This window comes from Pseudoduganella violacea, from assembly GCF_014191875.1.
In the GTDB taxonomy this organism is placed as follows: domain Bacteria; phylum Pseudomonadota; class Gammaproteobacteria; order Burkholderiales; family Burkholderiaceae_D; genus Rugamonas; species Rugamonas violacea_A.
In genome coordinates, this window is record NZ_JACHXD010000026.1 from 1 (window position 1) to 24,051 (window position 24,051).

General features: G+C 63.1%; 16 protein-coding genes and 2 riboswitches. Of the genes, 8 read left to right on the forward strand and 8 right to left on the reverse strand.

Features of this window, described 5'->3' with window-relative positions; all coding sequences use genetic code 11:
* Nucleotides 1-43: 43 nt before the first annotated feature.
* Nucleotides 44-1,135, reverse strand: coding sequence for an nSTAND1 domain-containing NTPase (locus FHS03_RS26460; RefSeq protein WP_183443902.1), 1,092 nt, complete (start codon nt 1,133-1,135; stop codon nt 44-46).
* Between the two features lie 145 nt (nt 1,136-1,280).
* On the opposite strand from FHS03_RS26460, the gene FHS03_RS26465 reads away from it, so the two are divergent.
* A complete protein-coding gene (locus FHS03_RS26465) occupies nt 1,281-2,651 on the forward strand; it encodes a hypothetical protein (RefSeq protein WP_183443903.1) in 1,371 nt (456 codons plus the stop codon).
* 13 nt (nt 2,652-2,664) lie between these two features.
* The gene (locus FHS03_RS26470; protein ID WP_183443904.1) at nt 2,665-4,299 is read left to right on the forward strand and encodes a hypothetical protein; all 1,635 of its coding nucleotides are present in this window, start codon (nt 2,665-2,667) and stop codon (nt 4,297-4,299) included.
* Between the two features lie 119 nt (nt 4,300-4,418).
* Here FHS03_RS26470 and mgtA read toward each other — a convergent pair whose 3' ends face one another.
* The 5 genes from mgtA to gcvT form a co-directional block, all read right to left on the reverse strand.
* Nucleotides 4,419-7,109 carry a magnesium-translocating P-type ATPase gene (gene mgtA / locus FHS03_RS26475; RefSeq protein WP_183443905.1) on the reverse strand — a complete coding sequence of 897 codons (2,691 nt, stop codon included), beginning with the start codon at nt 7,107-7,109 and terminating at the stop codon, nt 4,419-4,421.
* 55 nt (nt 7,110-7,164) lie between these two features.
* Nucleotides 7,165-7,866 carry a PA4824 family protein gene (locus FHS03_RS26480; protein ID WP_183443906.1) on the reverse strand — a complete coding sequence of 234 codons (702 nt, stop codon included), beginning with the start codon at nt 7,864-7,866 and terminating at the stop codon, nt 7,165-7,167.
* 343 nt (nt 7,867-8,209) lie between these two features.
* On the reverse strand, nt 8,210-11,104 hold the full coding sequence (gene gcvP, locus FHS03_RS26485; protein ID WP_183443907.1) for an aminomethyl-transferring glycine dehydrogenase: 2,895 nt from the start codon (nt 11,102-11,104) through the stop codon (nt 8,210-8,212).
* A 62-nt stretch (nt 11,105-11,166) separates the two neighbouring features.
* The gene (gene gcvH, locus FHS03_RS26490; protein ID WP_183443908.1) at nt 11,167-11,547 is read right to left on the reverse strand and encodes a glycine cleavage system protein GcvH; all 381 of its coding nucleotides are present in this window, start codon (nt 11,545-11,547) and stop codon (nt 11,167-11,169) included.
* Nucleotides 11,548-11,581: 34 nt separating this feature from the next.
* On the reverse strand, nt 11,582-12,700 hold the full coding sequence (gcvT, locus tag FHS03_RS26495) for a glycine cleavage system aminomethyltransferase GcvT (protein WP_183443909.1): 1,119 nt from the start codon (nt 12,698-12,700) through the stop codon (nt 11,582-11,584).
* A 76-nt stretch (nt 12,701-12,776) separates the two neighbouring features.
* Nucleotides 12,777-12,873, reverse strand: a riboswitch (glycine riboswitch).
* 19 nt (nt 12,874-12,892) lie between these two features.
* Nucleotides 12,893-12,979: riboswitch (glycine riboswitch) on the reverse strand.
* Between the two features lie 115 nt (nt 12,980-13,094).
* Between gcvT and FHS03_RS26500 the strand changes: the two genes are divergently transcribed.
* Complete coding sequence (locus tag FHS03_RS26500) at nt 13,095-13,655, forward strand: ATP-dependent Clp protease proteolytic subunit (RefSeq protein ID WP_183443910.1); 561 nt, start codon at nt 13,095-13,097, stop codon at nt 13,653-13,655.
* Between the two features lie 59 nt (nt 13,656-13,714).
* On the opposite strand, the gene FHS03_RS26505 is transcribed toward FHS03_RS26500, so the two are convergent.
* Nucleotides 13,715-13,909: a hypothetical protein gene (locus tag FHS03_RS26505; protein ID WP_183443911.1), complete on the reverse strand. Its 195-nt coding sequence runs from the start codon at nt 13,907-13,909 to the stop codon at nt 13,715-13,717.
* A gap of 286 nt (nt 13,910-14,195) precedes the next feature.
* Here FHS03_RS26505 and FHS03_RS26510 point away from each other — a divergent pair, with 286 nt between their 5' ends.
* Nucleotides 14,196-16,673, forward strand: a complete 2,478-nt coding sequence (locus FHS03_RS26510; protein ID WP_183443912.1) for a DUF1631 family protein — start codon at nt 14,196-14,198, stop codon at nt 16,671-16,673.
* Nucleotides 16,674-16,728: 55 nt separating this feature from the next.
* On the opposite strand, the gene FHS03_RS26515 is transcribed toward FHS03_RS26510, so the two are convergent.
* Complete coding sequence (locus FHS03_RS26515) at nt 16,729-16,938, reverse strand: arsenate-mycothiol transferase ArsC (protein ID WP_183443913.1); 210 nt, start codon at nt 16,936-16,938, stop codon at nt 16,729-16,731.
* A 117-nt stretch (nt 16,939-17,055) separates the two neighbouring features.
* Here FHS03_RS26515 and FHS03_RS26520 point away from each other — a divergent pair, with 117 nt between their 5' ends.
* From FHS03_RS26520 to FHS03_RS26535, 4 genes are all read left to right on the forward strand, one after another.
* The gene (locus FHS03_RS26520; protein WP_183443914.1) at nt 17,056-18,474 is read left to right on the forward strand and encodes a serine hydrolase domain-containing protein; all 1,419 of its coding nucleotides are present in this window, start codon (nt 17,056-17,058) and stop codon (nt 18,472-18,474) included.
* An 86-nt stretch (nt 18,475-18,560) separates the two neighbouring features.
* Nucleotides 18,561-19,205, forward strand: a complete 645-nt coding sequence (locus FHS03_RS26525; protein ID WP_183443915.1) for a phosphatase PAP2 family protein — start codon at nt 18,561-18,563, stop codon at nt 19,203-19,205.
* A 107-nt stretch (nt 19,206-19,312) separates the two neighbouring features.
* The gene (smc, locus tag FHS03_RS26530; protein ID WP_183443916.1) at nt 19,313-22,840 is read left to right on the forward strand and encodes a chromosome segregation protein SMC; all 3,528 of its coding nucleotides are present in this window, start codon (nt 19,313-19,315) and stop codon (nt 22,838-22,840) included.
* A gap of 11 nt (nt 22,841-22,851) precedes the next feature.
* Nucleotides 22,852-24,039 carry a cell division protein ZipA C-terminal FtsZ-binding domain-containing protein gene (locus FHS03_RS26535; RefSeq protein ID WP_371871778.1) on the forward strand — a complete coding sequence of 396 codons (1,188 nt, stop codon included), beginning with the start codon at nt 22,852-22,854 and terminating at the stop codon, nt 24,037-24,039.
* Nucleotides 24,040-24,051: the final 12 nt, after the last annotated feature.

Genomic DNA, 24,051 nt, shown 5'->3' on the forward strand with positions numbered 1-24,051 from the left:
TTTTGCATGGCCGATGGCGAACAGTGGGGATGCCGCTATTGTCTCAGGTCCGACTGCCGCGCGGAGCAGCGCCTGATGAATTAATCAGTGCTTCCTTAGCCGGTAGCCGTATGATTTGTGCAATATCCACTCCATCCGGTGCCGTAAGATCGAAATGCCCCCCACTTGTTTTTAATTCCATCAATCTGGGTAACGCAATGATGTCAGGATAGAAATCATTGCGGCATGCCAATATCACTAGAATTGATTTGCTGATTGAGAATTTTTGTAACAGATCAATAAAATATTCACGTCCATTGTCATTGATATTTTTTTCCCGGAATATTGCCTCAAGCCGATCTATGAAAATTCCAACTACTGGTTTTTTGCTGTTCGGAAGTGAGGAGAAAATTTCCTCTGTTTCTCCGGATTCCAATTTATTTCCCAAGCTGTGCGCGCTTTCTCCAGGGAAAAGGGGCGTATTATTACACTCGGCATCAATTAAAACAGCGGCCAGGGCATGAAAAATTGACCCTTCGCCCAAATCTGCACAATCTAAATAAAGCGAGCAATTAAGCATAATCGAGCTATTATTATCAACAGCTGACTGCATTAATTGTGGCATTAAACCAGCACGAACCAGCGAGGTTTTCCCTGAGCCGGATGGACCTAATACCAAGGCCATCGCTTGGCCAGCTAGCGCTTGCTTTTCGACCAAGTATTTTAATCGCGCCGTAGTTTGCACTCGTCCAAAGAAAATCGCTGAGTGATTCTCCTGGAACGGTTCCAATCCCCGAAACGGCGACCCACTTGTCCATACAACCTGCCCATCTTCCTCCGCCTCGATCACCTCGGCAATCGCCCGGTACCCTCGCTTGCGAATGGTTTCAATGTAACGTGGCTCGGTGCTCGAATCACCGAGCGCGCGGCGCAGTTGGGTGATCGCTTTGTGAACTGGGTTGTCACCGAACTCAGATGATCCCCAGCAGGCCTGAAGCAATTCCTCGGCGGGAATGACCGCACCCGGATGGCGGCAAAGATAGCGCAAAACTTCCATTGCGCGAGGCTCCAGGGGGATGCGCGTGGCTCCGTCGGTCAGCGTATTGCCTTCGACATCCACTTGCCAGTCGCCGAAACGGAATTCCCTATGCCCCATTTGCCCTCAAATTTCAAAAAATAAAACTCTTCAAAAACAGCAACTTACGTTCCGGAAGGTTTCCGGAAGGCGCTTTCTGACAGCGTTCTGTACAGTGCAACCCATGCCCTCAAGGCAAATATTAACATTTCCCCAAGTGAATTAAATGATTTCTTACATTGCCTCTTTTGAAAGCTCCAGCGCACGAGTCCCCGAGGTGGATCTGCCAGCCAGTGAGCCACCAGAACTGGACTTGATTTGGGCACCATCGCAGGATGTGGTGAACGCGCAACTTGCTCAATTGTTACGTAACGGAACGATCCCCGATTCCGTTCATGCAGGCAACTTGGAGCAGGGGGGGATGGTGCTGGGAGGCATCGGTGGCGACCGTGTAACAATTTGGGCGCCCATGGTGGAGATCGTCGCGGCCAAGCCGAGCATGGCTTGGCTGACGCTAACTATGCTTAATGGCAATATTTGCTTCTACAACGGATTTGGTCAGCGCAACAGTATTCTGCGGCAAAACGTATCGGGCTGGAAACTGTGTTTTTCAGTTGGAATAACCAGCGATGGCCGTTTAGCTTTGCATGCGGCGCATTGCAATATCGAGCGATCGATTATGCATTGCGATAATGAGGCATTGAAAAATTTCTTTACATCAGCTGTTTCCGAGTGGTTGCGTTCTTTATCCGATCAGGTTTTGCGGGCAACGGGGCAGGATAGGGTTGTTTTGCCGCGTAGTAGTTTTCTCGAACGTGTGCTTAAACCATTATTGCTTGAACCGCTCGAAAAATGCCTGAACGACCAGCCGGATTTTATGGAATCGCGCGAAGGGCAACCGCATAAAATCGATGAGGCTGAAACCGTCAATGAAAAATCGGGTGTGGATGCATCTCTGAAAAATGGAGAGAGAGCGGTATTCACCCCAACCAGCAACGGTTGGAATTATCGCGACCATGTACTTTTGCATTGGCAGGAGGAAGGTAAAACTTCCCATGACCGCGAATCCGAGCAAGAGCTGCAATTCAATATCACCCATTCCGCACCTTTGGATGATAAAGGCATCGCCCGTCCCACGGTGGTGGTGCACGGTCTATTAACCCGTTATGAATGGGACCGGGTAAATCAGGATTTGGCGCCGGGACGCAGCCGCGTGTATATGGGCAAGGGCTGGGCGCGCGCCACGCTGCAATGGTCGCTGTGTCTGGAATTTGTGGCGCGCGGCCATATCGGCATCCAGATGCGGGCGCGCAAATCGCTGCCCGTGACGGATTCCGGCGTGGGCGGCATGTATATCGTCTCCGACCCGCTGCTTCATCTATTGAATATGCACCGTATTGGCACTGCCTGGGACGGCAATGCCTGCAGTCTGACGGCGGTGCAGCAGGAGATTGTTATTCCACTGGAATCGGCCTTTGCCGCGGCTCTCCAGAATGCGCTGGCTCGTCTGGCGCCTGATTTGCGGCTTACTCCAGTAGACCTTCTGGTCAACGCGCAAGGCGATCTCGAAATTCGAGTTGTCAGCGCAGCCGGATAAACAAGGACGAAAAATGGCCAATATGATCGCATTCGCGCCGAATGAATTCGGCGGCAGCAGTTTCAACCACGCGGGCTTTTCAGCCCCGGCCGCCAATGGCGGGCTGGAAGCGCCGACCCGTCATGTCCACGCGGCCAATGGCGCGGTGTCGGCCGGGGCGCGTTCCTTTGTCGCGGCGCGCGTCAGCCGTATTGTCTTGCGGCGCGAGCCAACGCCGTCCGAGGCGCTGGCCTGGACCTCGCTGATCGCGCGCCAGTCCAGCGTGGTGCTGGGCCGTGCCGAGCTGGCGCTGCGCCTGCTGGATCGTCCCGAGATGGCCGAGCTGGATGCGCGCGCCCGTCTGCTGCGCGCCTATAACGCCGTGTTCGACCGCTACGACGCCGTGGCCTCGCAAGACCATGGCTACTGGTTGCGCCAGCTGGAGAACGAGCCGCTGGCCGACCTGGTGCTGCGTCATTTTGTGCCGCTGTACGAGGCGGGCTACCGTTCCGGCCCTTGCGCCGCGCCGGCCGATGCGCGCAAGCCTTTCTTCCTGGCGCGCGACAGCGAAAGCGTGCCGCTGATCTTCACGGTCGGTGCCAACGGCCACCTGTATCTGTTCCGCCGTACGCCGTTCGGCCGCTGGTCGCAGACGGATTTGAGCGCGGCTTTGCCGCGTCCCGCCAAGGCCGTGGTGCAATGCATCGATGTGCGCCAGGGGGCGGACGGCAATATCTCGATCGCGCTGGCCGTGGCCGCGCGCCAGGATGCGCCCAACAGCACGATCTACACCGCCTGCGGCCTGCCCAACTGGATGGACGAAGCAGGCTGGTACGCCGCCTTCTGCGCGCTGACGCCGCGCCCCGACACGCCGGCCGGCGCCATCGCCTCGCGCATCGCCTTCGGCCCCTTGCAGCCGGGCGCGGCGCCGCTGGTGCTGCTGACGGCCAGCGTCAACGGCGCCCACGATACCTGGTGCTTCAATGCCGCCGCGCCGCTGACGATGATGTCGCATCTGCGCCTGCCGGCCGAAGCGCGCCAGGTGCGCGGTTATGTGGCGGGCAGCTACCGCCTGCCGGGGCTGTGGACTTTGTATGACGAAGGCGGTGAACGCGCGCTGGCTTTCAATTCCTTCCCGGACCAATGCGGCTGGGCCGTCAATATCGATTACACCGCCTTGCCGCGCCGCGCCGCCAGCGTGCATCTGGCGCCCGGTTCGGTGCCGAACGTGCCGGACGTGTTTGTGGCGGGCGACAGCATCGTCGTCTATCGCGGCGGCCATAGCGTGCCGCAGCCGGTGGCGCAGATCGGTGGTGCGCAGCTGGTATGGAGCGAGTGCGACGATTCGGGCGAGCATCTGGCTTACACGGATGGCTCGGGAGGGCTGTACATGCTGTCGCGGACTTTGGGCGCGCCGTGGCGCCTGCCGTATCCGGTGGCATCCTTCCTGGTCAGTGCCGCGCTGACGGCCGATGTGGCCAATGGCGGCGTGCATGCGGTGGGCGTCACGCCGGGCGGCGCCCTGGAATGGCAGCGTTACGACCCGAGCGGGAAACTGGTGGTGAGCGAAGAAATCACCCAAACGGCGGTGTGGGAATCGGCCTCGCTGGCGCAAGGAGAACTGCACGCCGTCCCGCACCCCGTGCAGCACGACACCGCCGTCGCCTGATTCAAACGATTGCGTAGTACCCCTTTACAGCCCCGGGAATGGACGACCCGGGGTTTTTTTTATTCTTGAGCCCGTGTCCACCTTGGTGCCAGGCACCAAGGTGGACACGGGCTGGGCTGTTACTGCCAGCCGAATTTGCGGCGGTAGACGCGCTTCATCAGCGTGGTCAGGGCGGCATACGCCAGCAGGATGCTGAGCAGCCATGGGAAGTAGGCCATGGGCAGGGCTTGCAGCTTGAAGGCGTGGGCCAGTGGTCCCATCGGCAGCCAGATGCCGAGCGCCATGATGGCGAGCGTGGCGGCCAGCAGCGCGGGCGAGGCCAGGCTTTGCACGAAGGGCAGCTTGGGTGTGCGGATCAGGTGCACGATCAGCGTCTGCGTCAGCAGGCCGACGATGAACCAGCCGGATTGGAACAGCGTCTGCTTCGCTTCCGCATTGGCGCCGAAGATGTACCACATCAGGCCAAAGGTGGCGATGTCGAAGATGGAGCTGAGCGGGCCAAAGAACAGCATGAAGCGGCCGATGTCGCGCGGGTTCCAGTCGAGCGGCTGCGCCACCAGCTCGGCATCCACATTGTCGAAGGGGATGGCGATCTGCGACACGTCGTACAGCAGGTTCTGCACCAGCAGATGCACCGGCAGCATCGGCAGGAAGGGCAGGAAGACGCTGGCGACCAGCACCGAGAATACATTGCCGAAGTTGGAGCTGGCCGTCATGCGGATGTACTTCAGCATATTGCAGAAGGTGCGGCGGCCTTGCAGCACGCCTTCTTCCAGCACCATCAGACTCTTTTCGAGCAGGATGATGTCGGCCGCTTCCTTGGCGATGTCCACCGCCGAATCGACCGAGATGCCGATGTCGGCCGCGCGCAGCGCTGGCGCGTCGTTGATGCCGTCGCCCATGAAGCCGACGATATGGCCTTTGCCGCGCAGGGCGCTCACCAGGCGCTCCTTGTGCAGTGGGCTGAGTTTGGCGAACACGGTATTGCGTTCGGCGACGTCGGCCAGGGCGGCATCGCCCAGCGCATCCAGGTCGGGACCGAGGATCACGCCATCGACCTGCAGGCCGACGTCGCGGCAGACGCGCGCCGTCACCAGGTGGTTATCGCCGGTCAGCACTTTCACCGTCACGCCGTGGGCGGCCAGGGCGCGCAGGGCAGGGGCGCTGGAATCCTTCGGTGGATCGAGGAAGGCGATGTAGCCGATCAGGGTCAGGTCGGATTCGTCGGCCAGGCTGTATTCGGCCTTTTGCGGCGGCACTTCCTTCACGGCCAGGGCTACCACGCGCAGGCCTTGCGCGTTGAGCGAGCGGGTATGCTCGGTCACGCGTGCCAGCATGGCGTCGTCCAGCGGCAGCACCTGCTCGCCTTGGCGCACGGCCGTGCAGCAGGACAGGATTTCTTCCACCGCGCCCTTGCAGATCAGCTCATGATGGTCTTCGCGCTCGGACACCACCACCGACATGCGGCGGCGCACGAAGTCGAAGGGGATCTCGTCAATCTTGCGGTAGTCCTGCGCCAGATTCAGCTTGTTGAGCATTTCCACATGCTTGAGCACCGCGCGGTCCAGCAGATTTTTCAGGCCGGTCTGGTAGTGGCTGTTGAGGAAGGCGAACTTCAGAACGTCCTCGCTTTCCTGGCCGCTGATGTCAGCGTGGCGTTCCAGCACGATTTCGTCCTGGGTCAGGGTGCCGGTTTTGTCGGTGCACAGCACGGTCATGGCGCCGAAGCTCTGGATCGCGTCCAGGCGTTTCACCACCACCTTGCGCCGCGCCAGCAGCACCGCGCCCTTGGCCAGGGTGCTGGTGACGATCATGGGCAGCATTTCGGGCGTCAGGCCGACGGCGATCGAGAGCGCGAACAGGAAAGCGTCGCTCCAATCGCCCTTGGTGAAACCGTTGACGACAAAAACCAGCGGCGCCATCACCAGCGCGAAGCGGATCAGCAGCCAGCTCACGCTGTTGATGCCGGCCTGGAAGGCGGTCGGCGCGCGTTCGCTGCTGACCACGCGGTCGGCCAGCGCGCCGAAGCAGGTGCGGTTGCCGGTGCTCAGCACTATCGCGGTGGCCGAGCCGGAAATCACATTGGTGCCGGTGAACAGCAGATTGGCCATGTCGAAGGGATCGGTGATGGCGGCGGACGGCGCTTCGGCGCTTTTCTCCACCGGCAGCGATTCGCCCGTCATGGCGGCCTGGCTCACGAACAAATCCTTCGCTGCCAGCAGGCGGCAGTCGGCGGGGATCATGTCGCCGGCGGAGAGCATTACCACATCGCCGGCGGCCAGCTCGCGGATCGCCAGCTCGCAGGACTGGCCGTCGCGCAGCACGGTGGCGGTGTTGCTGACCAGGGCTTGCAGGCGCTCGGCGGCGCGGCTGGAGCGGCCTTCCTGTACGAAGCGCAGCAGGGTGGAGAGCACCACCATGGTGCCGATGACGATGGTCGCTTTCACATCCTCGGTCAGCCAGGACACCAGGGCCAGCACGGTCAGCAGCACGTTGAAGGGATTGCGGTAGCACTGCCACAGGCGCTGGTGCCAGCCCAGGGCCTTTTCGTGGCCCATTTCGTTCGGGCCGTCGCGTTCCAACACGGCTTGCGCGGCTTCCTGGGACAGACCATTGCTGCCGCTGGTTAGGCGCTCAAACAGCGCGTCCTGCGCTTCGCGCGCGGCCAGGCCGAGCGCCAGGCCCAGTTGATTCGGCAGCACTTTAGCGGCGCCCTGCGCGGTCGGCAGGGGCAGCTCGCTGCGGCGGAACAGGCGTGCCAGGTGGCGGCTGTTCAGGAAAGAGGCGAACAGGTGCTTGAAGAGGGTCATGATCTCTTCCTTTCAAAACGGATTTGCAGGGGACGGCGGGCCGTCCTCATTTTTATTAGTGCAGCGCGGGGCCGGCCAGGGTCAGGCCGATGGCGAAGATGCGTTCCTTGCCGCGCCAGCCCAGACGCTCGCCGTAGCTGGCGTCGATATCGAGCCGATCCTGGATCAGCGTGTGGCGCACGCCGGCCTGCACATAGCTGTGGCCAAAGCGCGAGCCGAAGCTTTCCAGCGTCAGCGAAGTCTTGGGCGTGACGGCGAACTCCGCGCCCAGCGCCCAGGTGGCGCCGCCGCGGTGGGCTGTGCGTTCGCGCAGCCAGCCGGCGTTCGCGTGCAGCAGCACGGCGTCGCCCTGGAAGGAAAAGCTGATGGGCAGGTTGAGCGAGAGGTCGCCCTTGCCGCCGTCGCCGCTATGGAACTGCTCGGCCACGACCAGGCCCGCGCCCCAGCTGTCGGTGGACAGGGGACGGAACAGGGTCTTGGCCTGCAGCATATGCGAGCGCGTGCGGGCTTGCGCGCCTTCGCGCTCCTGCAGGCGGCCGGTGCCGGCGCCCAGTTCCCATGAACCGAGGCGGCAGGCCGGCATGGCCCAGAACTCGGTTTGCGCGGACGAGCGCTGGCTCCAGCTTTCGAGCTGGCAGTGGCCGGCATCGAGGATGCTGGCATCGTCGGCCGCCATCGGCCGTGCCGCTTGCGCCAGGGCAGGCGCAAACAGGGTCATCACGAACGCATGGCGCCGTGCGAGATAAAACAGGTTCATCGCTGTCTCCTGAGGGATCAGTGAGCTGAGCGAGACGCTTGAATGGGGCCAGTAGCCGAAAAACGAAAAGGGAAGGGTGATGCTGTGATGCTTGACACCGTACCTTGCACAGCAAGGAAACGGCAGGGGATGAAGTCTGCGTGCTTGCTGTGTTATGCGCCGATCGTTAATCGACTACTGTCACTAGAACAAGGACTCACGTAGGACTCCGAAAGTTAATGGAGCCCGAATGGTAGTGAGGCAGGCGAGGGGGTGTCAAGAAAAAAGATGTAAATCCAAGTAAAAAAAGCCGGCCACCTTGCGGTGGGCCGGCTTTAGCCAAGGCCTGAGGGGGAGGCCGGCTTTACTCGTAGTCGCTCATTGGCGCGCAGCCGCAGAACAGGTTACGGTCGCCATACACGTTGTCGGCGCGGCCGACCGGTGGCCAGTATTTCTGCTTGCGCAGCGAGGCCACCGGGTAGGCTGCCACTTCGCGGCTGTACTTGCGGTCCCAGTTGTCGGCGGTCAGCACTTCGGCCGTGTGTGGCGCGAACTTGAGCGGGTTGTCGGCCTTGTCGAACTCACCGCTTTCAACCTTGGCGATTTCGCCACGGATGGCGATCATGGCGTCGATGAAGCGGTCGATCTCGCCTTTGGCTTCGGATTCGGTCGGCTCGATCATCAGCGTGCCTGGAACCGGGAAGCTCATGGTCGGCGCGTGGAAGCCGAAGTCCATCAGGCGCTTGGCCACGTCTTCGTTGCTGATGCCGGTGGCATCGGTCAGCGGACGCAGGTCCAGGATGCACTCGTGCGCCACCAGGCCGTCATGGCCGGTGTACAGCACCGGGTAGTGCGGCGCCAGGCGGCGGGCGATGTAGTTGGCGTTCAGGATCGCGGTTTCGGTGGCCGCGGTCAGGCCTTCGCCGCCCATCATGGCGATGTACATCCAGGAGATCGGCAGGATCGAAGCGGAGCCGAAAGCGGCGGCTGACACGGCGCCGATGCCGTTCTCGTTACGCTGGTAGCCGGTGGAGCGCTGGTTCGGCAGGAACTGCGCCAGGTGCGCGCCGACGCCGATCGGACCCACGCCTGGGCCGCCACCGCCGTGCGGGATGCAGAAGGTTTTGTGCAGGTTCAGGTGCGATACGTCGCCGCCGAAGCTGCCCGGCGCGGCCACGCCCACCAGTGCATTCATATTGGCGCCGTCGATATACACCTGGCCGCCGTGCGCGTGCACGATGTCGCACAGTTCCTTGATGCCTTCTTCGAACACGCCGTGGGTCGATGGGTAGGTCACCATCACGCAGGCCAGGTTCTTGCTGTGCTGCTCGGCCTTGGCTTTCAGGTCGGCCAGGTCGACGTTGCCGTTTTCGTCGCAAGCGGTCACCACCACCTGCATGCCGACCATATTGGCCGATGCCGGGTTGGTGCCGTGCGCCGACGATGGGATCAGGCAGATATTGCGGTGGCCTTCGCCGCGCGACTGGTGGTACTTCTGGATCACCAGCAGGCCGGCGTATTCGCCTTGCGAACCGGCATTCGGCTGCAGCGAAACGGCGGCGTAGCCGGTCACGGCGCACAGCATTTCTTCCAGCTGGGCGATCATTTCGCGGTAGCCCACGGTCTGCTCGTTCGGCGCGAACGGGTGGATGCTGGAAAACTCAGGCCAGGTGACGGGAATCATCTCGCTGGTGGCGTTCAGCTTCATGGTGCAGGAACCCAGCGGGATCATGGTGCGGTCCAGCGCCAGATCCTTGTCGGCCAGGCTGCGCAGGTAGCGCAGCATTTCCGATTCGCTGTGGTAGCGGTTGAAGACCGGGTGGCTCAGGTACTCGCTGGCGCGCGCCAGGCTGTCCGGGAAGGCTTGCTGCACGCCGGCGTCGACGCTGTCGAAGTCCGGTGCGGCAGGGGCGTTCGCCACGCCGGTCGAGAACACGCTCCACAGCGCGGACAGGTCGTCGCGGGTGGTGGTTTCGTCCAGCGACAGGCCAACGTGGTGGGCGTCGATCTTGCGCAGGTTGATGCCGTTGGCGACGGCGGCGGCGTGCAGCTGCTCGGCGCGGTCGGTCTTCACGGTCAGGGTGTCGAAGAAGGTTTCGTTGGCGATGCCGTAACCCAGGGTGCGCAGGTTCGCGGCCAGCACGCCGGTGTAGCGGTGCACGCGCTGGGCGATCTGTTTCAGGCCGGCAGGGCCGTGGTAGACGGCGTACATGGACGCGATCACGGCCAGCAGCACCTGTGCGGTACAGATGTTGGAGGTGGCTTTTTCGCGGCGGATGTGCTGCTCGCGGGTTTGCAGGGCCAGGCGGTAAGCCTTGTTGCCTTGCTGGTCGATGGTCACGCCGACCAGGCGGCCCGGCATGGAACGCTTGTATTCGTCGCGGGTGGCCAGGTAGCCGGCGTGCGGGCCGCCGAAGCCGAGCGGCACGCCGAAGCGCTGGCTATTGCCGACCACCACGTCCGCGCCCCATTCGCCTGGAGGCGTGAGCACGGTCAGGGCCAGCAGGTCGGCCGCCACCACCACCAGGGCGCCGGAGGCTTTCACCGCTTCCACGCCGGCGCGGTAGTCGCGCACCACGCCATTGGCGCCAGGGTATTGCAGCAGCACGCCGAAAGCGTCGGTCACGCCGGCCAGTTCGGCCGGGTCGAAGGTCTTCACGGTGATGCCCAGCGGCTCGGCGCGGGTCTGCACCACTTCCAGGGTTTGCGGCAGCACGTCGTTGGCGACGTAGAAGGTGGTCGATTTCGATTTGCCCACGCGCTGCAGCAGCGTCATGGCTTCGGCGGCGGCGGTGCCTTCGTCCAGCATGGACGCGTTGGCGATGCTCATGCCGGTCAGGTCGGTCACGGCTTGCTGGAAGTTCAGGATCGCTTCCAGGCGGCCTTGCGAGATTTCAGGCTGGTACGGGGTGTAGGCGGTATACCAGGCTGGGTTTTCGAAGATATTGCGCAGGATGACGCCGGGCGTATGGGTGTTGTAGTAACCCTGGCCGATCAGCGATTTCAGCACCTTGTTCTTGGCGGCCAGACCCTTCAGCGTGGCCAGCGCCTGCTGTTCCGGCTTCGGTTCGAAGAACTGGCCGAGGGGCAGGGCGCTCTTGTTGCGGATATGGGCAGGGACGATGGCGTCGATCAGGGCGGCGCGCGAGGCGTAGCCGAGGACGTCGAGCATCTGCTGCTGTTCGGCGCTGTCCGGGCCGATATGGCGGGCGATGAAGGCATCGCGTGCTTCAAGTTGGGTCAGGCTGGTGCGGGTCATGGTTGAATCTCAGGCCAAATGGAAAAAGGGCCAGCGCATGCTGGCCCTGAATGGGTGCTAAATCAGGCTGCGGTGGTCTTGCCGTATGCGGCGGCGTCCAGCAGGCCGTCGATGGCCGAGGCGTCGCTCGGCTTCAGCTTGAACAGCCAGGCGCCGTAGGCGTCGCTGTTGATCGATTCCGGCGCGCCGGCCACTTCTTCGTTGGCGGCGATGACTTCGCCCGACAGCGGAGCGTAGATGTCGCTGGCCGCTTTCACCGATTCCACCACGGCGGCGTCGTCGCCGGCGGTGAAGGTGGTGCCCACTTTAGGCAGTTCGACGAACACGATGTCGCCCAGCGCGTCCTGCGCGAATTCGGTAATGCCTACCGTGACGGTGCCGTCGGCTTCCAGACGTACCCACTCATGGGATTCGGTGTACTTCAGTTCTGCAGGGATGTTCATTTGTGGCTCCAGTGGGGTTGTGTTGTATTCGGGGTCAGGCGGCGAGGATTTTACCGTTGCGCACGAAAGGCAGCTTGACCACGGTGGCGGCCAGCTTCTTGTCGCGGATTTCCACGTGCACGGTGTCGCCCACGTTCACGCCGTTCGGCACGCGCGCCAGCGCGATGGCCTGCTGCATGGTCGGGCTGAAGGTGCCGCTGGTGATTTCGCCGGTCTCGCCGGAAGCGGCGATCACTTTCTGGTGGGCGCGCAGCACGCCGCCTTTTTCGCGCAGGATCAGGCCCACGAACTGGGCGTTCTGGCCTTTCGCTTGCAGGGCGGCCTTGCCGACGAAATCGCGCTCGCTGACCAGGTCGATGGTCCATGCCAGGCCGGCGTCCAGCGGATTCACGGATTCGTCCATGTCCTGGCCGTACAGGTTCATGCCGGCTTCCAGACGCAGGGTGTCGCGCGCGCCCAGGCCGGCCGGCTTCACGCCGGCCGCTTGCAGGGCGTTCCACAGCGCTGCCGCTTGATCGGCCGGTACGCCGATCTCGAAACCGTCTTCGCCGGTGTAGCCGGTGCGGGCTACCATCGCTTCGCCGAAGGGGGTGTTTTGGACCAGAGCCACGTTAAATGGCTTCATTTCCGCCGTGGCCTGCTGCGCTTGCGGGATCACTTGCCACACTTTGGCGCGGGCAGTCGGACCCTGCACGGCGATCAGGGCCATGGCATTGGCGCCGTCGCGGCGCTGGGTGATGGTCAGACCGGCGTTGGTCGCCTCGTTGCGGGCCTGCATCCAGGCCACGTCTTTCTCGGCGGTGCCGGCGTTGACCACCAGGCGGAACCAGTCTTCAGTGAGGAAGTAGACGATCAGGTCGTCGATCACGCCGCCTTCCGGATTCAGCATGCAGGAATACAGGGCTTTGCCGCTCACCTGCAGCTTGTCGACGTTATTGGCCAGCAGGCCGCGCAGGAAGCCGCGCACGTCCGGGCCTTTGATATCGACCACGCACATATGCGCCACGTCGAACATGCCCGCGTCGCTGCGCACGGCATGGTGTTCTTCGATCTGCGAACCGTAGTTCACGGGCATGTCCCAGCCGCCGAAATCGACCATGCGCGCACCCAGGGCGCGGTGTACGTTATTGAGTGGGGTTGCTTTGAGCGTCATGAATACCTCGGACCTATCGTTAAAGGGTTAACAGAGCACGCACGGAGAAGCTAAAGCAGCCTTTTCCACACTGATCGTCTACCCCTCTGTCCTCGGTACCTGAGAGATAACGGGATTTTGCATCCCGCACGCCCCTTCGGTGGGCCATATGGCCGCTCTCCAGAGTTGGCCTGTTGGCGTCTTGCGCCGCAGAGCCCTTGACCGGTCCTTTTGCCTGAGAGTTTTTGGGTGGTGCCCCTTCGGCGGCAAAGCGAATTTGCCCTCTCCCGATCAAGACTCGGAAATATATGTCAGAAGGTAGGGCGTGTCAATCTGACAGTTGTGTCAAAGCGCGTGCGCGCCCCCTGGCGCGGGCTTTGCTAGAATGGTTCCTGTATTCCAAATGGGGACGGCCATGAGCGAAGACAAAGCAAAGCTGGACGGGCAAGCCTGGTTCACCTTGTCGGGCGACGTGAACAGCGATATGGTGCACCGCGTGTTCGAGGCGGCGGCCGAGATGAGCGAGGATGGCATCGAAGTCGCGCACATTCTGGTGCAGTCGAACGGTGGCTATGTCAGCGACGGGCTATGCCTCTACAACTACCTGCGCAATCTGCCGTTCAAGGTCGTCATGTACAACGGCGGGGCGGTGGCCTCGATCGCCGTCATCCTGTTCCTGGCCGGCGAAGAGCGCTATGCCAGCGCCACGGCCCGTTTCATGGTGCATAAATCGCACGCCAGCGCGCCCTCGGGCGCCCGGCCCGACACCCTGCGCGTCATCGTCGAAGGCCTGCAGGCCGACGACCAGCGCACCGAATCCATCCTGCGCGACCGCATCAAGCTCAGTGAAAAGCATTGGGAAACGCACAACTACACCGACCTGCACCTGACGGCGCAAGACGCCCATTCGGTGAGCCTGGTGCATGAGGTCCGCGACTTCCGCCCGCCCAAGGGCAAGCGTCTGCGCAATATCTGAAGGGAAGTCTGAGGGGAAGGGAAGGCGGCACCCGGCGGATGCCGCCGTGCTGGCGTCAATCAGCGGTTGCGCTGGCTGGCCTTGTTGGCGTTGCCGGTGCTGCCCGACTGTTTATTGCCTTCGCTCTTGCGGCTGGCGCGTTCGTCGGCCAGATCGCGGCTGGCCGTGCGCGAAGCCTGGTCGGCCGACTGCCGGCTGGCGCCTTTTTCCGGCTTTTCGGAGCCCTTCGATGAGTCTTTGCGGTTCGAGTTCATCTTGATTTCCTCTCGTATGAAGTTGAAACAATCACTCGCCGAAGATGTATCGGTGAAGGCATGCCTTCGCCGATACCTTTCCGGTGGGGGCAATGATGCGATTTCAGCCACGCCTGCGGTATCGGAGTTCGCCGGGAACGCTTGTAGGATAAGGCCTCCGGCCCAAGACGTACCTACATGATAGTCCGCAAAAAAAACAGAGGCAAAAGGATGATTTGTTTCTTTTTGCCTATTGCCATGCAGCAATAATCTGCCAGAATACAAGCAAGTTCACCGAAGGCCCATCATGAATTCCAATCCAACAACATCCACGGCGCCGAAACAGACGGTCTCGCCGCGGCATGCGCTGTTGGAGAGCCTGATCGAAATCGCGCAGCGCCACGTCGCCAGCCAGTTCACCGCGTTTGCCACCGGCCTGGCCGGCATCCTGGTCGACGGCAACGATATGGGTGCCGACCTGCGCGCAGTGCAGATGCGTCTGCATGCCGGCAATCTGTTGCGTAACAACCACTATGCGCTGCTGAATCTGGTGGCCAAGCGCCTGGAACGCGCCGTGCGCCAGGAGCTGGCCCAGCTCGCCCCTGGCAAGAAGGCCGCGCCGCGCGCCGCCGACCAGCCGCTGTCCCTCGTGCCTTACGAGGAGATGGACAGCAAGGTCGCGCTGGGCAGCGTCAGCAAACCGTTCGAGACGCGCTATGCCGATGCGCTGGCCACGCTCAATGTGCGCCTGGCCTTCCTGCTCGACCGCGACATCCTGCGCGTGAACCAGAATCCCTTCCGCCCCGACGTCTTCCTGGCCGCCATGCTGGACGCCTGGAGCGAGTTCAATACCGATGAAGAAGCGGCCCATCTGCTGCCCACGCTGCTCAAGCCGGACAGCTTTATCGATCTGGGGCCGATGCTGGAAGAATTGAACCTGGCGCTGGAGCGCAAAGGCGTGCTGCCCGGCTCCGTGGAAAAGTACAAGGCGCGCAAGGCCGACAGCCATGACGCTTCCGCCGCGCCGGCCCGCCAGCGCAAGCAGCAGGCCGCGCTGGCCGAGCAACTGCGCCAGTTCTTCTCGGTGCAGGACGCGCCGCCAGTGGCCGCCCAAAGCCCGGCCCTGATGGAACAGATCGGCGATTTCGATCTGGCGCTGCCGCATCTGGCGGGCGGCGGCCAGCCGGCCAGCGTTTCGGTGCCGATCGGCGTCGCCGCCGCGGGCCTGGCGCAGGCGCCCTGGCTGCAAGGCGCGGCGCAAGGATTCATCGGCAATGTGACGAATGAAGCGGCCCAGCACGCCTCCGTGGTGGGCGCCAGGCAGCCTTTGCTCAGTTACCTGGCCCAATTGCAGCAGAATACGGCCTTGATGGGCGGCTGGCGGCCGGGCACCGAGCAGGCCGCGCCAGGCCAGGCCGCATCCGCACACGCAGCGGCAGGAGTGTCGGCAGGCAGCGCCACCCACGCCGCAGCGGGGCAGGGCATCTTCGGACAGGACGCCGCCATGCCATTCCAGGCGGCGGCCTTTGCCGCCGGCGCGCCGCTGCCGCCGAATGTCTTCGTGCTGCCCTCGGTCAAACAGGCCGCTCCGCAAGGCAGCTTGTCGCGCGCCGACGAAAGCACCATCGACCTGCTGTCGGCCGTCTTCGAAACCGTTTTCCGCGACCAGAGCATTTCGCCCGAAATCCGCAACCTGATCCGCTTCCTGCAAATCCCCGTGCTGAAAGCGGCCCTGCTGGACAAGGACTTCTTCTTCCAGGAAGAGCACCCGGCGCGGCGCATGATCGACCTGCTGTCGCGCATGGGCTGGGAGCAGCACAAGAATCCCGACGATCCGCTGTACCAGGCCATGCAGCGCAGCGTCGACCGCGTGGGCCGCGGCTACGAACATGAGCTGGGCGTCTTCAGCGAAGCCGTCGACGAGCTGGAAGCCTCGATCAAGGCCGAAGAAACGGCCGCCGCCGCCGCGATCGCCGAGCCCATCGCCGCCGCGCTGAAACAGGAAAAGATGGCCGCCGCCGCCCGCTCTGCCCAGGACGCCGTCGCGCTGCGCATCGGCACCGGCGAAGTGATCGCCGTGCTGGAAGCCTTCCTCGAAAACAAATGGACCTCGGTGCTGACCATCGCCTACAGCGTCGAAGACGACAAGCCCGGCGCCGTCAACAACGCCACCCAGACCATGGATGACCTGATCTGGAGCGTCAAGCCCAAGATCAGCGCCGACGAACGCAAAAAGCTCATCGCCCGTCTGCCATCGCTGCTGTCCGCCCTGAACAAATGGCTCGACGTGATCAAATGGCAGGACGCTGACCGCCTGCAATTTTTCGCCGAGCTGGCCGAATGCCATGCATCGATCGTGCGCGCCCCGCTGGAAATCTCGCCCGAGCGCCAGCTCGAAATCTCGATGGAAGTGGCGCAGAAAGCCGCCGAACGCCGCCTGCAGCTGCAAGCGAAAGCCGAGCAAGAAGCCGCCGCCGCGCCCCCGGCCGACGACGACGCCAGCATCGAAGTGGATAGCCTGGCGCGCGGCATGTGGCTTGAATTCGAGCAGGAAGAGGGCGAGGCGCGCAAAGTCAAGTTGGCCTGGATCAGTCCCTTGCGCACGCTGTACATCTTCTCCACCAGCAGCCGGCAGGAAGCGTTTTCCCTGTCCGGCGAAGCCCTGGCCCAGCGCTTCCGCGACGAAACGGTCAGGCTGGTCCGCAGCGAAGGTGTCGTTGGCCAGGCCCTCTCGCGCGCCATGGGCATGGGCGCCGTCAACGACGACGCCGCCAGCGCCGCTTGAGTCCGTGTCCGATTGGGGTCTGACCCCAATCGGACACGGACTCAAGCTATGGGTTTCAGGTTTTGTCTGGCGGGTTCGCGCGCAAGTCGCGGATCAGGCCGTCGGCGGCGTCTTCGATGTAGTCGAGTACCTGGTCGAAGCCTTGGACGCCGCCGTAGTAGGGGGCGGGGACTTCCAGTACGCGCTGACGCATGACGCCTTCGGCCGTGGGGGAGCGGCAGATATTGCCCATGCAGACGAATAGGATAGCGGGTGTGGGTTTCATAGGGCTTCCGGTTAAGCCGCCAATATTGCAGACAATGTTATTGTTATCAATGGCACAATATGCAATTATTGTGTTGTGGCAATTTACTCTTCGCTGCTCTCTTACCGGACGCCTACGATGCCTACCCATAGACCGCCATATACGCTGTTTCCCGTCCTGCTCTCCGTCCTGTTGCCGTTGGCCGCGCATGCCGCCAAGCCCGAGCCACTGAATGAGCGCGTGGACCGCGTTTTCGAGCAATATAACCATGCCGATTCGCCCGGCTGCGCCTTGGGCGTGATCCGCGATGGCCGTATGGTCTATCAAAAGGGCTATGGCCAGGCTAGCCTGGAATACGGTTTGCCGATCCGCCCCGAGCGCACGGTATTCGATATAGGTTCGACTTCCAAGCAGTTTACCGCCGCCGCCATCCTGCTGCTGGCGCGGGATGGGAAGCTGGCGCTGGATGACGATATCCGCAAATTCCTGCCTGCGATGCCGGATTACGGCACCCCCATCACCGTGCGCCATCTGCTGCACCATACCAGCGGTCTGCGCGACTATCTGGTGCTATTGACGATGGCGGGCTTCAACGATGAAGACTACACCACGGATGCCGACGCGTTGACCGCCATCCAGCGCCAGAAGGGCCTGAATTTCAAGCCGGGCAGCGAGCACCGTTACAGCAATACCGGCTACTTCCTGCTCGGCCAGATCGTCAGGCAGGTGAGCGGCAAGACCTTGGGCGAGTTCTCGCGCGAGCGCATCTTCGAGCCGCTGGGCATGAAAGAAACCCGCATCCTGGAAAACCACCGCACCGTCTTCCCGCAGCGCGCCACGGCCTATCTGCTGCGGCCGGACGGCAGCTTCGGCGTGAATATGTCGGACTGGGAGCAGGCCGGCGACGGCGCGGTGCAGACCAATCTGACCGATCTGGCGAAATGGGACGCCAACTTCTACGCGCCCAAGGTCGGCGGCGCCTGGCTCAATGAGCAGCTGCAGCAGGCGGGCCGGTTGAACGACGGTTCCAGCCTTCAATACGCGCGCGGTTTGATGCTGGAAGAGTATCGCGGCCAGCGCATGGTGTCGCACGCGGGCGCTTTTGCGGGCTACCGTTCGCAGATGGTGCGCATCCCGGCGCAGCGGATGACGGTGGCGGTCTTGTGCAATCTGGCCCAGGCCCGTCCCGCCAAAATGGCTCTGGACGTGGTGGACATCTACCTGGAGTCCGTATTGACGGGCAGCCGCGAGCCGGCCAAGGCGCGCGCCAAGCCCGAACCCTTTACGCCGCCGGCAGGCGGCGAGGGCGCTTTCCTTGGCCGTTATCACAGCCCGGAATTGCAGGCGACATGGGAGGTGCAGCTTAAAGATGGCCAACTGCTGATGCGCACCGCGCGCGATGAAGCGCAGCTGGTTCCATCGGGCCAGGATACCTTCACCGCGCGCGGCGCCACCATCCGCATGCAGCGCGACGCGGCGAATGCCGTCAGCGGCTTCGTGGTCGACACCGGGCGCGCCAACGGCATGAAGTTCGAACGAAAAATTAAGGATAGCTGAAGCCTGTTCCGATTGAATCCGGACGGCCGCCGCGCCGTGTATCATGCGCTCAGCGTCCGTCTGGACAGGCAACAAGAGATATGGCAATGATGAATGGTTGGCAGTTTTTGAGCATATTGGGCAGTTTGAATGTGACCGGCCCGCTGGGCGTGGCGATCGCAGTCTGGCTGCTGGCGGGTAAATCCTGGCGCTTGACCCTGAACTGGTGCCTGCTGTTTGGCGCAGGCATGGCGCTGGTGGTCGGCACCAAGGTGGCGTATCTGGGCTGGGGCCTGGGCGTGCCGGAGCTGCAATTTGCCGGTATCAGCGGCCATGCCATGCGCGCCTGCGCGGTCTTCCCGGTGGCCGCTTATCTGGCGTCGCGCCACCGTTCGCTGGAATTTCGTTACTGGACCACGGGCGGCGGCGTGCTGCTGTCCCTGCTGATCAGCGTTTCGCGCGTGCCGGTGCTGGCCCACTCCTGGTCGGAAGTGATCAGCGGCGCCGGATTGGGGTTGGCCGTGGCGGCCGCCTTTATCTGGAGCGCGCGCACCGAGCACCATGTGGTGATGGGCCGTGTGCTCGCCGTGTTGTGCGTGCCGGTGCTGCTGATGGCGCCCCGCACGGAGCAGGCGCCCACTGAGCAATGGATGCGCGATCTGGCGCTCTACCTGTCCGGCAAGGACAAGCCGCATCAGCGCACCTGGCAGCTCGGACCGCCGAAAAACGGCTCGCACAGCCCGCTGCTCTAGCGTTGCGGCACGTTTCAGCAGTGAGTTTTTGGCCAGATTCCATTCACAAAATGGTATGATAGCCAGGTTTTTAACCTTGCCTGTCCGGGCGAAGAACAGATAACAACGTGCGTCTATCTTCCATCAAATTGTCGGGATTTAAGTCTTTTGTGGATCCCACCAATTTCCAGGTGCCCGGGCAGCTGGTAGGCGTGGTCGGCCCCAATGGCTGCGGCAAGTCGAATATCATCGACGCCGTGCGCTGGGTGCTGGGCGAATCCAAGGCCTCGGAGCTGCGCGGCGAGTCCATGCAGGACGTGATTTTCAACGGTTCGACCTTGCGCAAGCCGGCCGGCCGGGCCTCGGTTGAACTGGTGTTCGACAACCAGGAAGGCAAGGCTTCCGGCCAGTGGGGCCAATATGCCGAGATCGCGGTCAAGCGCACGCTGACGCGCGACGGCACTTCCACGTACTACATCAACAGCCAGCCGGTGCGCCGCCGCGACATCCAGGACATTTTCCTCGGCACCGGCCTCGGGCCGCGCGCCTACGCCATCATCGGCCAGGGCATGATCGCCCGCATCATCGAATCGCGCCCGGAAGAACTGCGCGTCTTCCTGGAAGAGGCGGCCGGCGTGTCGAAGTACAAGGAGCGCCGCCGCGAAACGGAAAACCGCCTGCACGATACGCGCGAAAACCTGCTGCGCGTGGAAGACATACTGCGCGAGCTGAATTCCAATCTGGAGCGGCTGGAGGCGCAGGCGGCGGTGGCGAACAAATTCCACCAGCTGCAATCGGACCAGGAGGAGAAGCAGAAACTGCTTTGGCTCCTGCGCAAGAACGAGGCGCACGGCGAGCAGACGCGCTTTTTCCGCGAGATGGAACAGGCCCAGACCGATCTGGAAGAGCAGACGGCCAAGCTGCGCCATGTGGAGCTGTCGCTGGAGCAGATGCGCCAAGCCCACTTTGCCGTGGGCGACCGCCTGCACCAGGCCCAGGGCCATCTGTACCAGACCAATTCCGAGATCGGCAGCCTGGAAGCGCAGATCAAGTTCGTGATCGAATCGCGCACCCGCCTGCAGCAGCAGTTGGTGACGCTGGCCGCCCAGCGCGACCAGTGGCAGCAGCAGGCCAGCGACTATGCCGGCCAGGTCGAGGAAGCCGAATTCAATCTCGAAGAGCTGTCGGCCAAGGTCGAGCAGTCGCGCATCATGGCCGAACAGAAGGCCGAGCTGCTGCCCATGCTGGAGACGGAATGGCGCGAAGCGCAGAACCGCAGCACGGAATCGCGCGCCCGCATCATGCAGGCGCAGCAGCAGCTGGAGCTGGAATCGGCGCACCAGCGCAACGCCTCCAATATTCTTGCCGGCCTGGCGACGCGGCGCGAGCGCCTGCAGCAGGAAAAGAGTGGCCTGGCTTTGCCGGATTCCAGCCATCTGGCGAACCTGAAGCTGCAGCTGGAAGAAAAGCAGCAAACCCTGGAAGAGCAGAACTTCCATCTGGAAGAAGCGCTGGAGCTGCAGCCCAAGCTGGAAGAGGAACGCCAGCAGGCGCAGGCCGCGGTGCAAAAGGAAACGGCGGCCAACGCCCAGCTGGAAGCGCGTCTGAACGCGCTGCGCCAGTTGCAGGAGCGCGTGCAGACCGAGGGCAAGGTCACGCCCTGGTTGGAAAAGCATGAGTTGAACGAGTTACCGCGTCTGTGGCAGAAGCTGCATATCGAAGATGGCTGGGAAAGCGCGCTGGAAGCGGTGCTGCGCGAGCGCACCTCGGCCTTGCAGGTCTCGAACCTGGACTGGGCCAAGCACTTCTTCAACGACGCACCGCCGGCCAAGCTGGCCTTGTTCGCGCCGGTGACGGCGGCCCCCGCCAACGAACCGGAAGTGGCGGGCCTGAAGCCGTTTATCAGCCTGTTGAAACTCAACGATCCCGGCCTGCGCGGCGTGCTGCAGGACTGGCTGCACCTGGTCTTCATGGCTGACGATGCGGCCAGCGCCTTCCAGGCGCGCGCCAGCCTGCCGGTGGGCGCCTGCGTCGTCACGCGCCAGGGCCATATGATTACGCCGAACAGCGTGCGCTTCTACGCCGCCGACGCGGAGCAGGACGGCATGCTGGGCCGCCAGCAGGAAATCGAAAACATCGGCAAGCAGTTGCGCGCCCAGTCCCTGCTGGCCGAGGAAGCCCGTTCGCGCGCCGTGCGCGCCGAAGCGGCCGTCAGCCACCACGCCCGTACCCTGGCCGAACTGCGCCAGAAGATCCAGGGCCTGACCCAGACCGTGCATAGCCTGCAGCTGGAAGTGATGAAGCTGTCCGAGGTGGAAGCGCGCTTCAACCAGCGCAGCGACCAGATCGAAGCCGACCTGGCCGAGATCGCGGCGCAGGAAGAAGAGCAGATGCAGGTCAAGCTCGAATCGGAGGAAAAATTCGAACAGCTCGATATGGAGCTGGGCAATCTGCAAGGCGAGCATGAGGAAGGCCAGACCGCCTTCATGGCCAAGGAACAGCGGCTGGCCGACGCGCGCGAAGCGCTGCGCGAGCTGGAACGCAAGGCGCAGGAAGCCGAATTCGCCGAGAAGGCGGCGCGCAGCCGCATCGAAGAACTGCGCCGCAATATCGTCACCGCCACGAATCAGGTGGAGCAGGTCGAGCAGAGCGTGAAAGCCGGCCAGCTGGAGCTGGAAGGCCTGGAGTCGGGCGCCGCCAACGAAGGCTTGCAGGGACTGCTCGACCGCCGTACGCAGCAGGAACGTGCGCTGGCCGACGCGCGCCATGAGCTGGACCAGATTACCCAGCAGCTGCGCCAGGCCGAGGATGCGCGCATGCAGTCCGAGCGCACCCTCCAGCCGCAGCGCGACAAGATCACCGAGATGCAGCTCAAGGAGCAGGCCGCGCGCCTGAACCAGGAGCAGTTCGCCCAGCAACTGGCCGAGGTGCAGGCCGACGAGGCGGCGCTGAGCGAGAAGCTGCATCCGGATATGAAGGCATCCTATCTGCAGGGCGAGGTGACGCGCCTGAGCAATGCAATTACGGCGCTGGGCGCGGTCAACCTGGCGGCGCTCGACGAGCTGTCGCAGGCGTCCGAACGCAAGAACTTCCTCGATGCGCAGAACGCCGACCTGACCGAGGCGATCAACACGCTGGAAGACGCGATCCAGAAGATCGACAAGGAAACCCGCGACCTGCTGCAGGATACCTTCGACCGCGTGAACGGCCATTTCTCCGAACTGTTCCCCATTCTGTTCGGCGGCGGCCAGGCCAAGCTGATCATGACGGGCGACGAAATCCTGGACTCGGGCGTGCAGGTCATGGCCCAGCCGCCGGGCAAGAAGAACGCCACCATCCACCTGTTGTCGGGCGGCGAAAAAGCGCTGACCGCGACCGCGCTGGTGTTCTCCATGTTCCGCCTGAACCCGGCGCCGTTCTGCCTGCTCGACGAAGTCGACGCACCGCTGGACGACGCCAATACGGAGCGCTTCTGCCGCATGGTGAAGCGCATGTCCGAACATACCCAATTCCTCTTCATCTCGCACAATAAGATTGCGATGGAGATGGCCAATCAACTGATCGGTGTGACGATGCAGGAGCAGGGCGTATCGCGCATCGTGGCGGTGGATATGGAAGCCGCCGCCAATTTCGCTTCCGAGGCACAAGCAGCATGACAGATTTTCAAATGAGTTTAATCGCAGCCGGCGGTGTTTTTATCGTCGGCGTTATCTCCTACAACAAGTGGCAGGAGTACAAGGCCAAGAAGAGTGTGGAACGCGCTTTCGCCTCCGACCATGACGATGTGCTGATGCGCAGCGGCGACGAGGTCCAGGCGCCGTCCGCGCGCCATGAGCCGAGCTTCTCGCTGGACGAAACCCCGCTGCCGGACGCCGGTTCCGGCGCCTATGCGGCGCCCGAGCATGTGGAAGGCGATCTGCCCGCGCCGAGCTTTGCGCCCGGTGCCGAGGAAACCGATCATGCCGCCCCAGCCGCCGCCAGTGCCGCTGGCGCTGGCACCCAGGCCGCCGCGCCCGCGCCCGCGCGCAGCGCCGACGCTTCGGTGCCGCCGGCCGAACTGGCCACCAGCCTGGTCGATCCGCTGATCGACTGCCTGCTGCCGCTGGAACTGGAAGCGCCGGTGCGCGGCGAGAAGATCCTGCCCGCGCTGCAGAAGCTGCGTTTCGTCGGCAGCAAGCCGGTGCACTACATCGGCCTGGCCGTCAGCGGCGACTGGGAACCGATCGTGCATGGCACGGTCTACACCAAGCTGCAAGGCGGCGTCCAGCTGGCCAGCCGCAGCACGGCCTTGAACGAACTGGAATATTCGGAACTGGCGACGCGCTTGCGCGGCGTGGCCGATGAGATCAGCGCCGAACCGCATATCCCGGACATGATCGACGTCATGGCCGAAGCCAAGAACCTGCACCGCTTCGTCGCCAGCCACGATGCCCAACTGGGCGTGAACCTGGCCAGCAACGGCGCGCCATGGGCCATCACCACCCTGCTCGGCGCCCTGGAAAAACAGGGCTTCGATGTGCGTCCCGACGGCCGCTATACGATGCGCGACAACGAGGGCGGCCAGTTGTTCAGCCTCTCCACCAATGTCACCCTGGCCGAAGAGACCACGCCGCGCCTGACCCTGCTGCTCGACGTGCCCTGCGTGGCGCCGGCGCGCGACGGCTTCGGCGCCATGATCGCCTGCGCCAAGTCGCTGGTGGCGCGCCTGGACGCGACCATCGTGGACGATTACAACCAGCCGCTGAGCGACGCCGCCTTGACGGAAATCGCCGGCCAGGTGAAAGATTTTTACGCCGAGATGGACAGCGCCGACATCCCCGCCGGCTCCACCCGCGCCCTGCGCCTGTTCAGCTGAGTAGTACCGCAT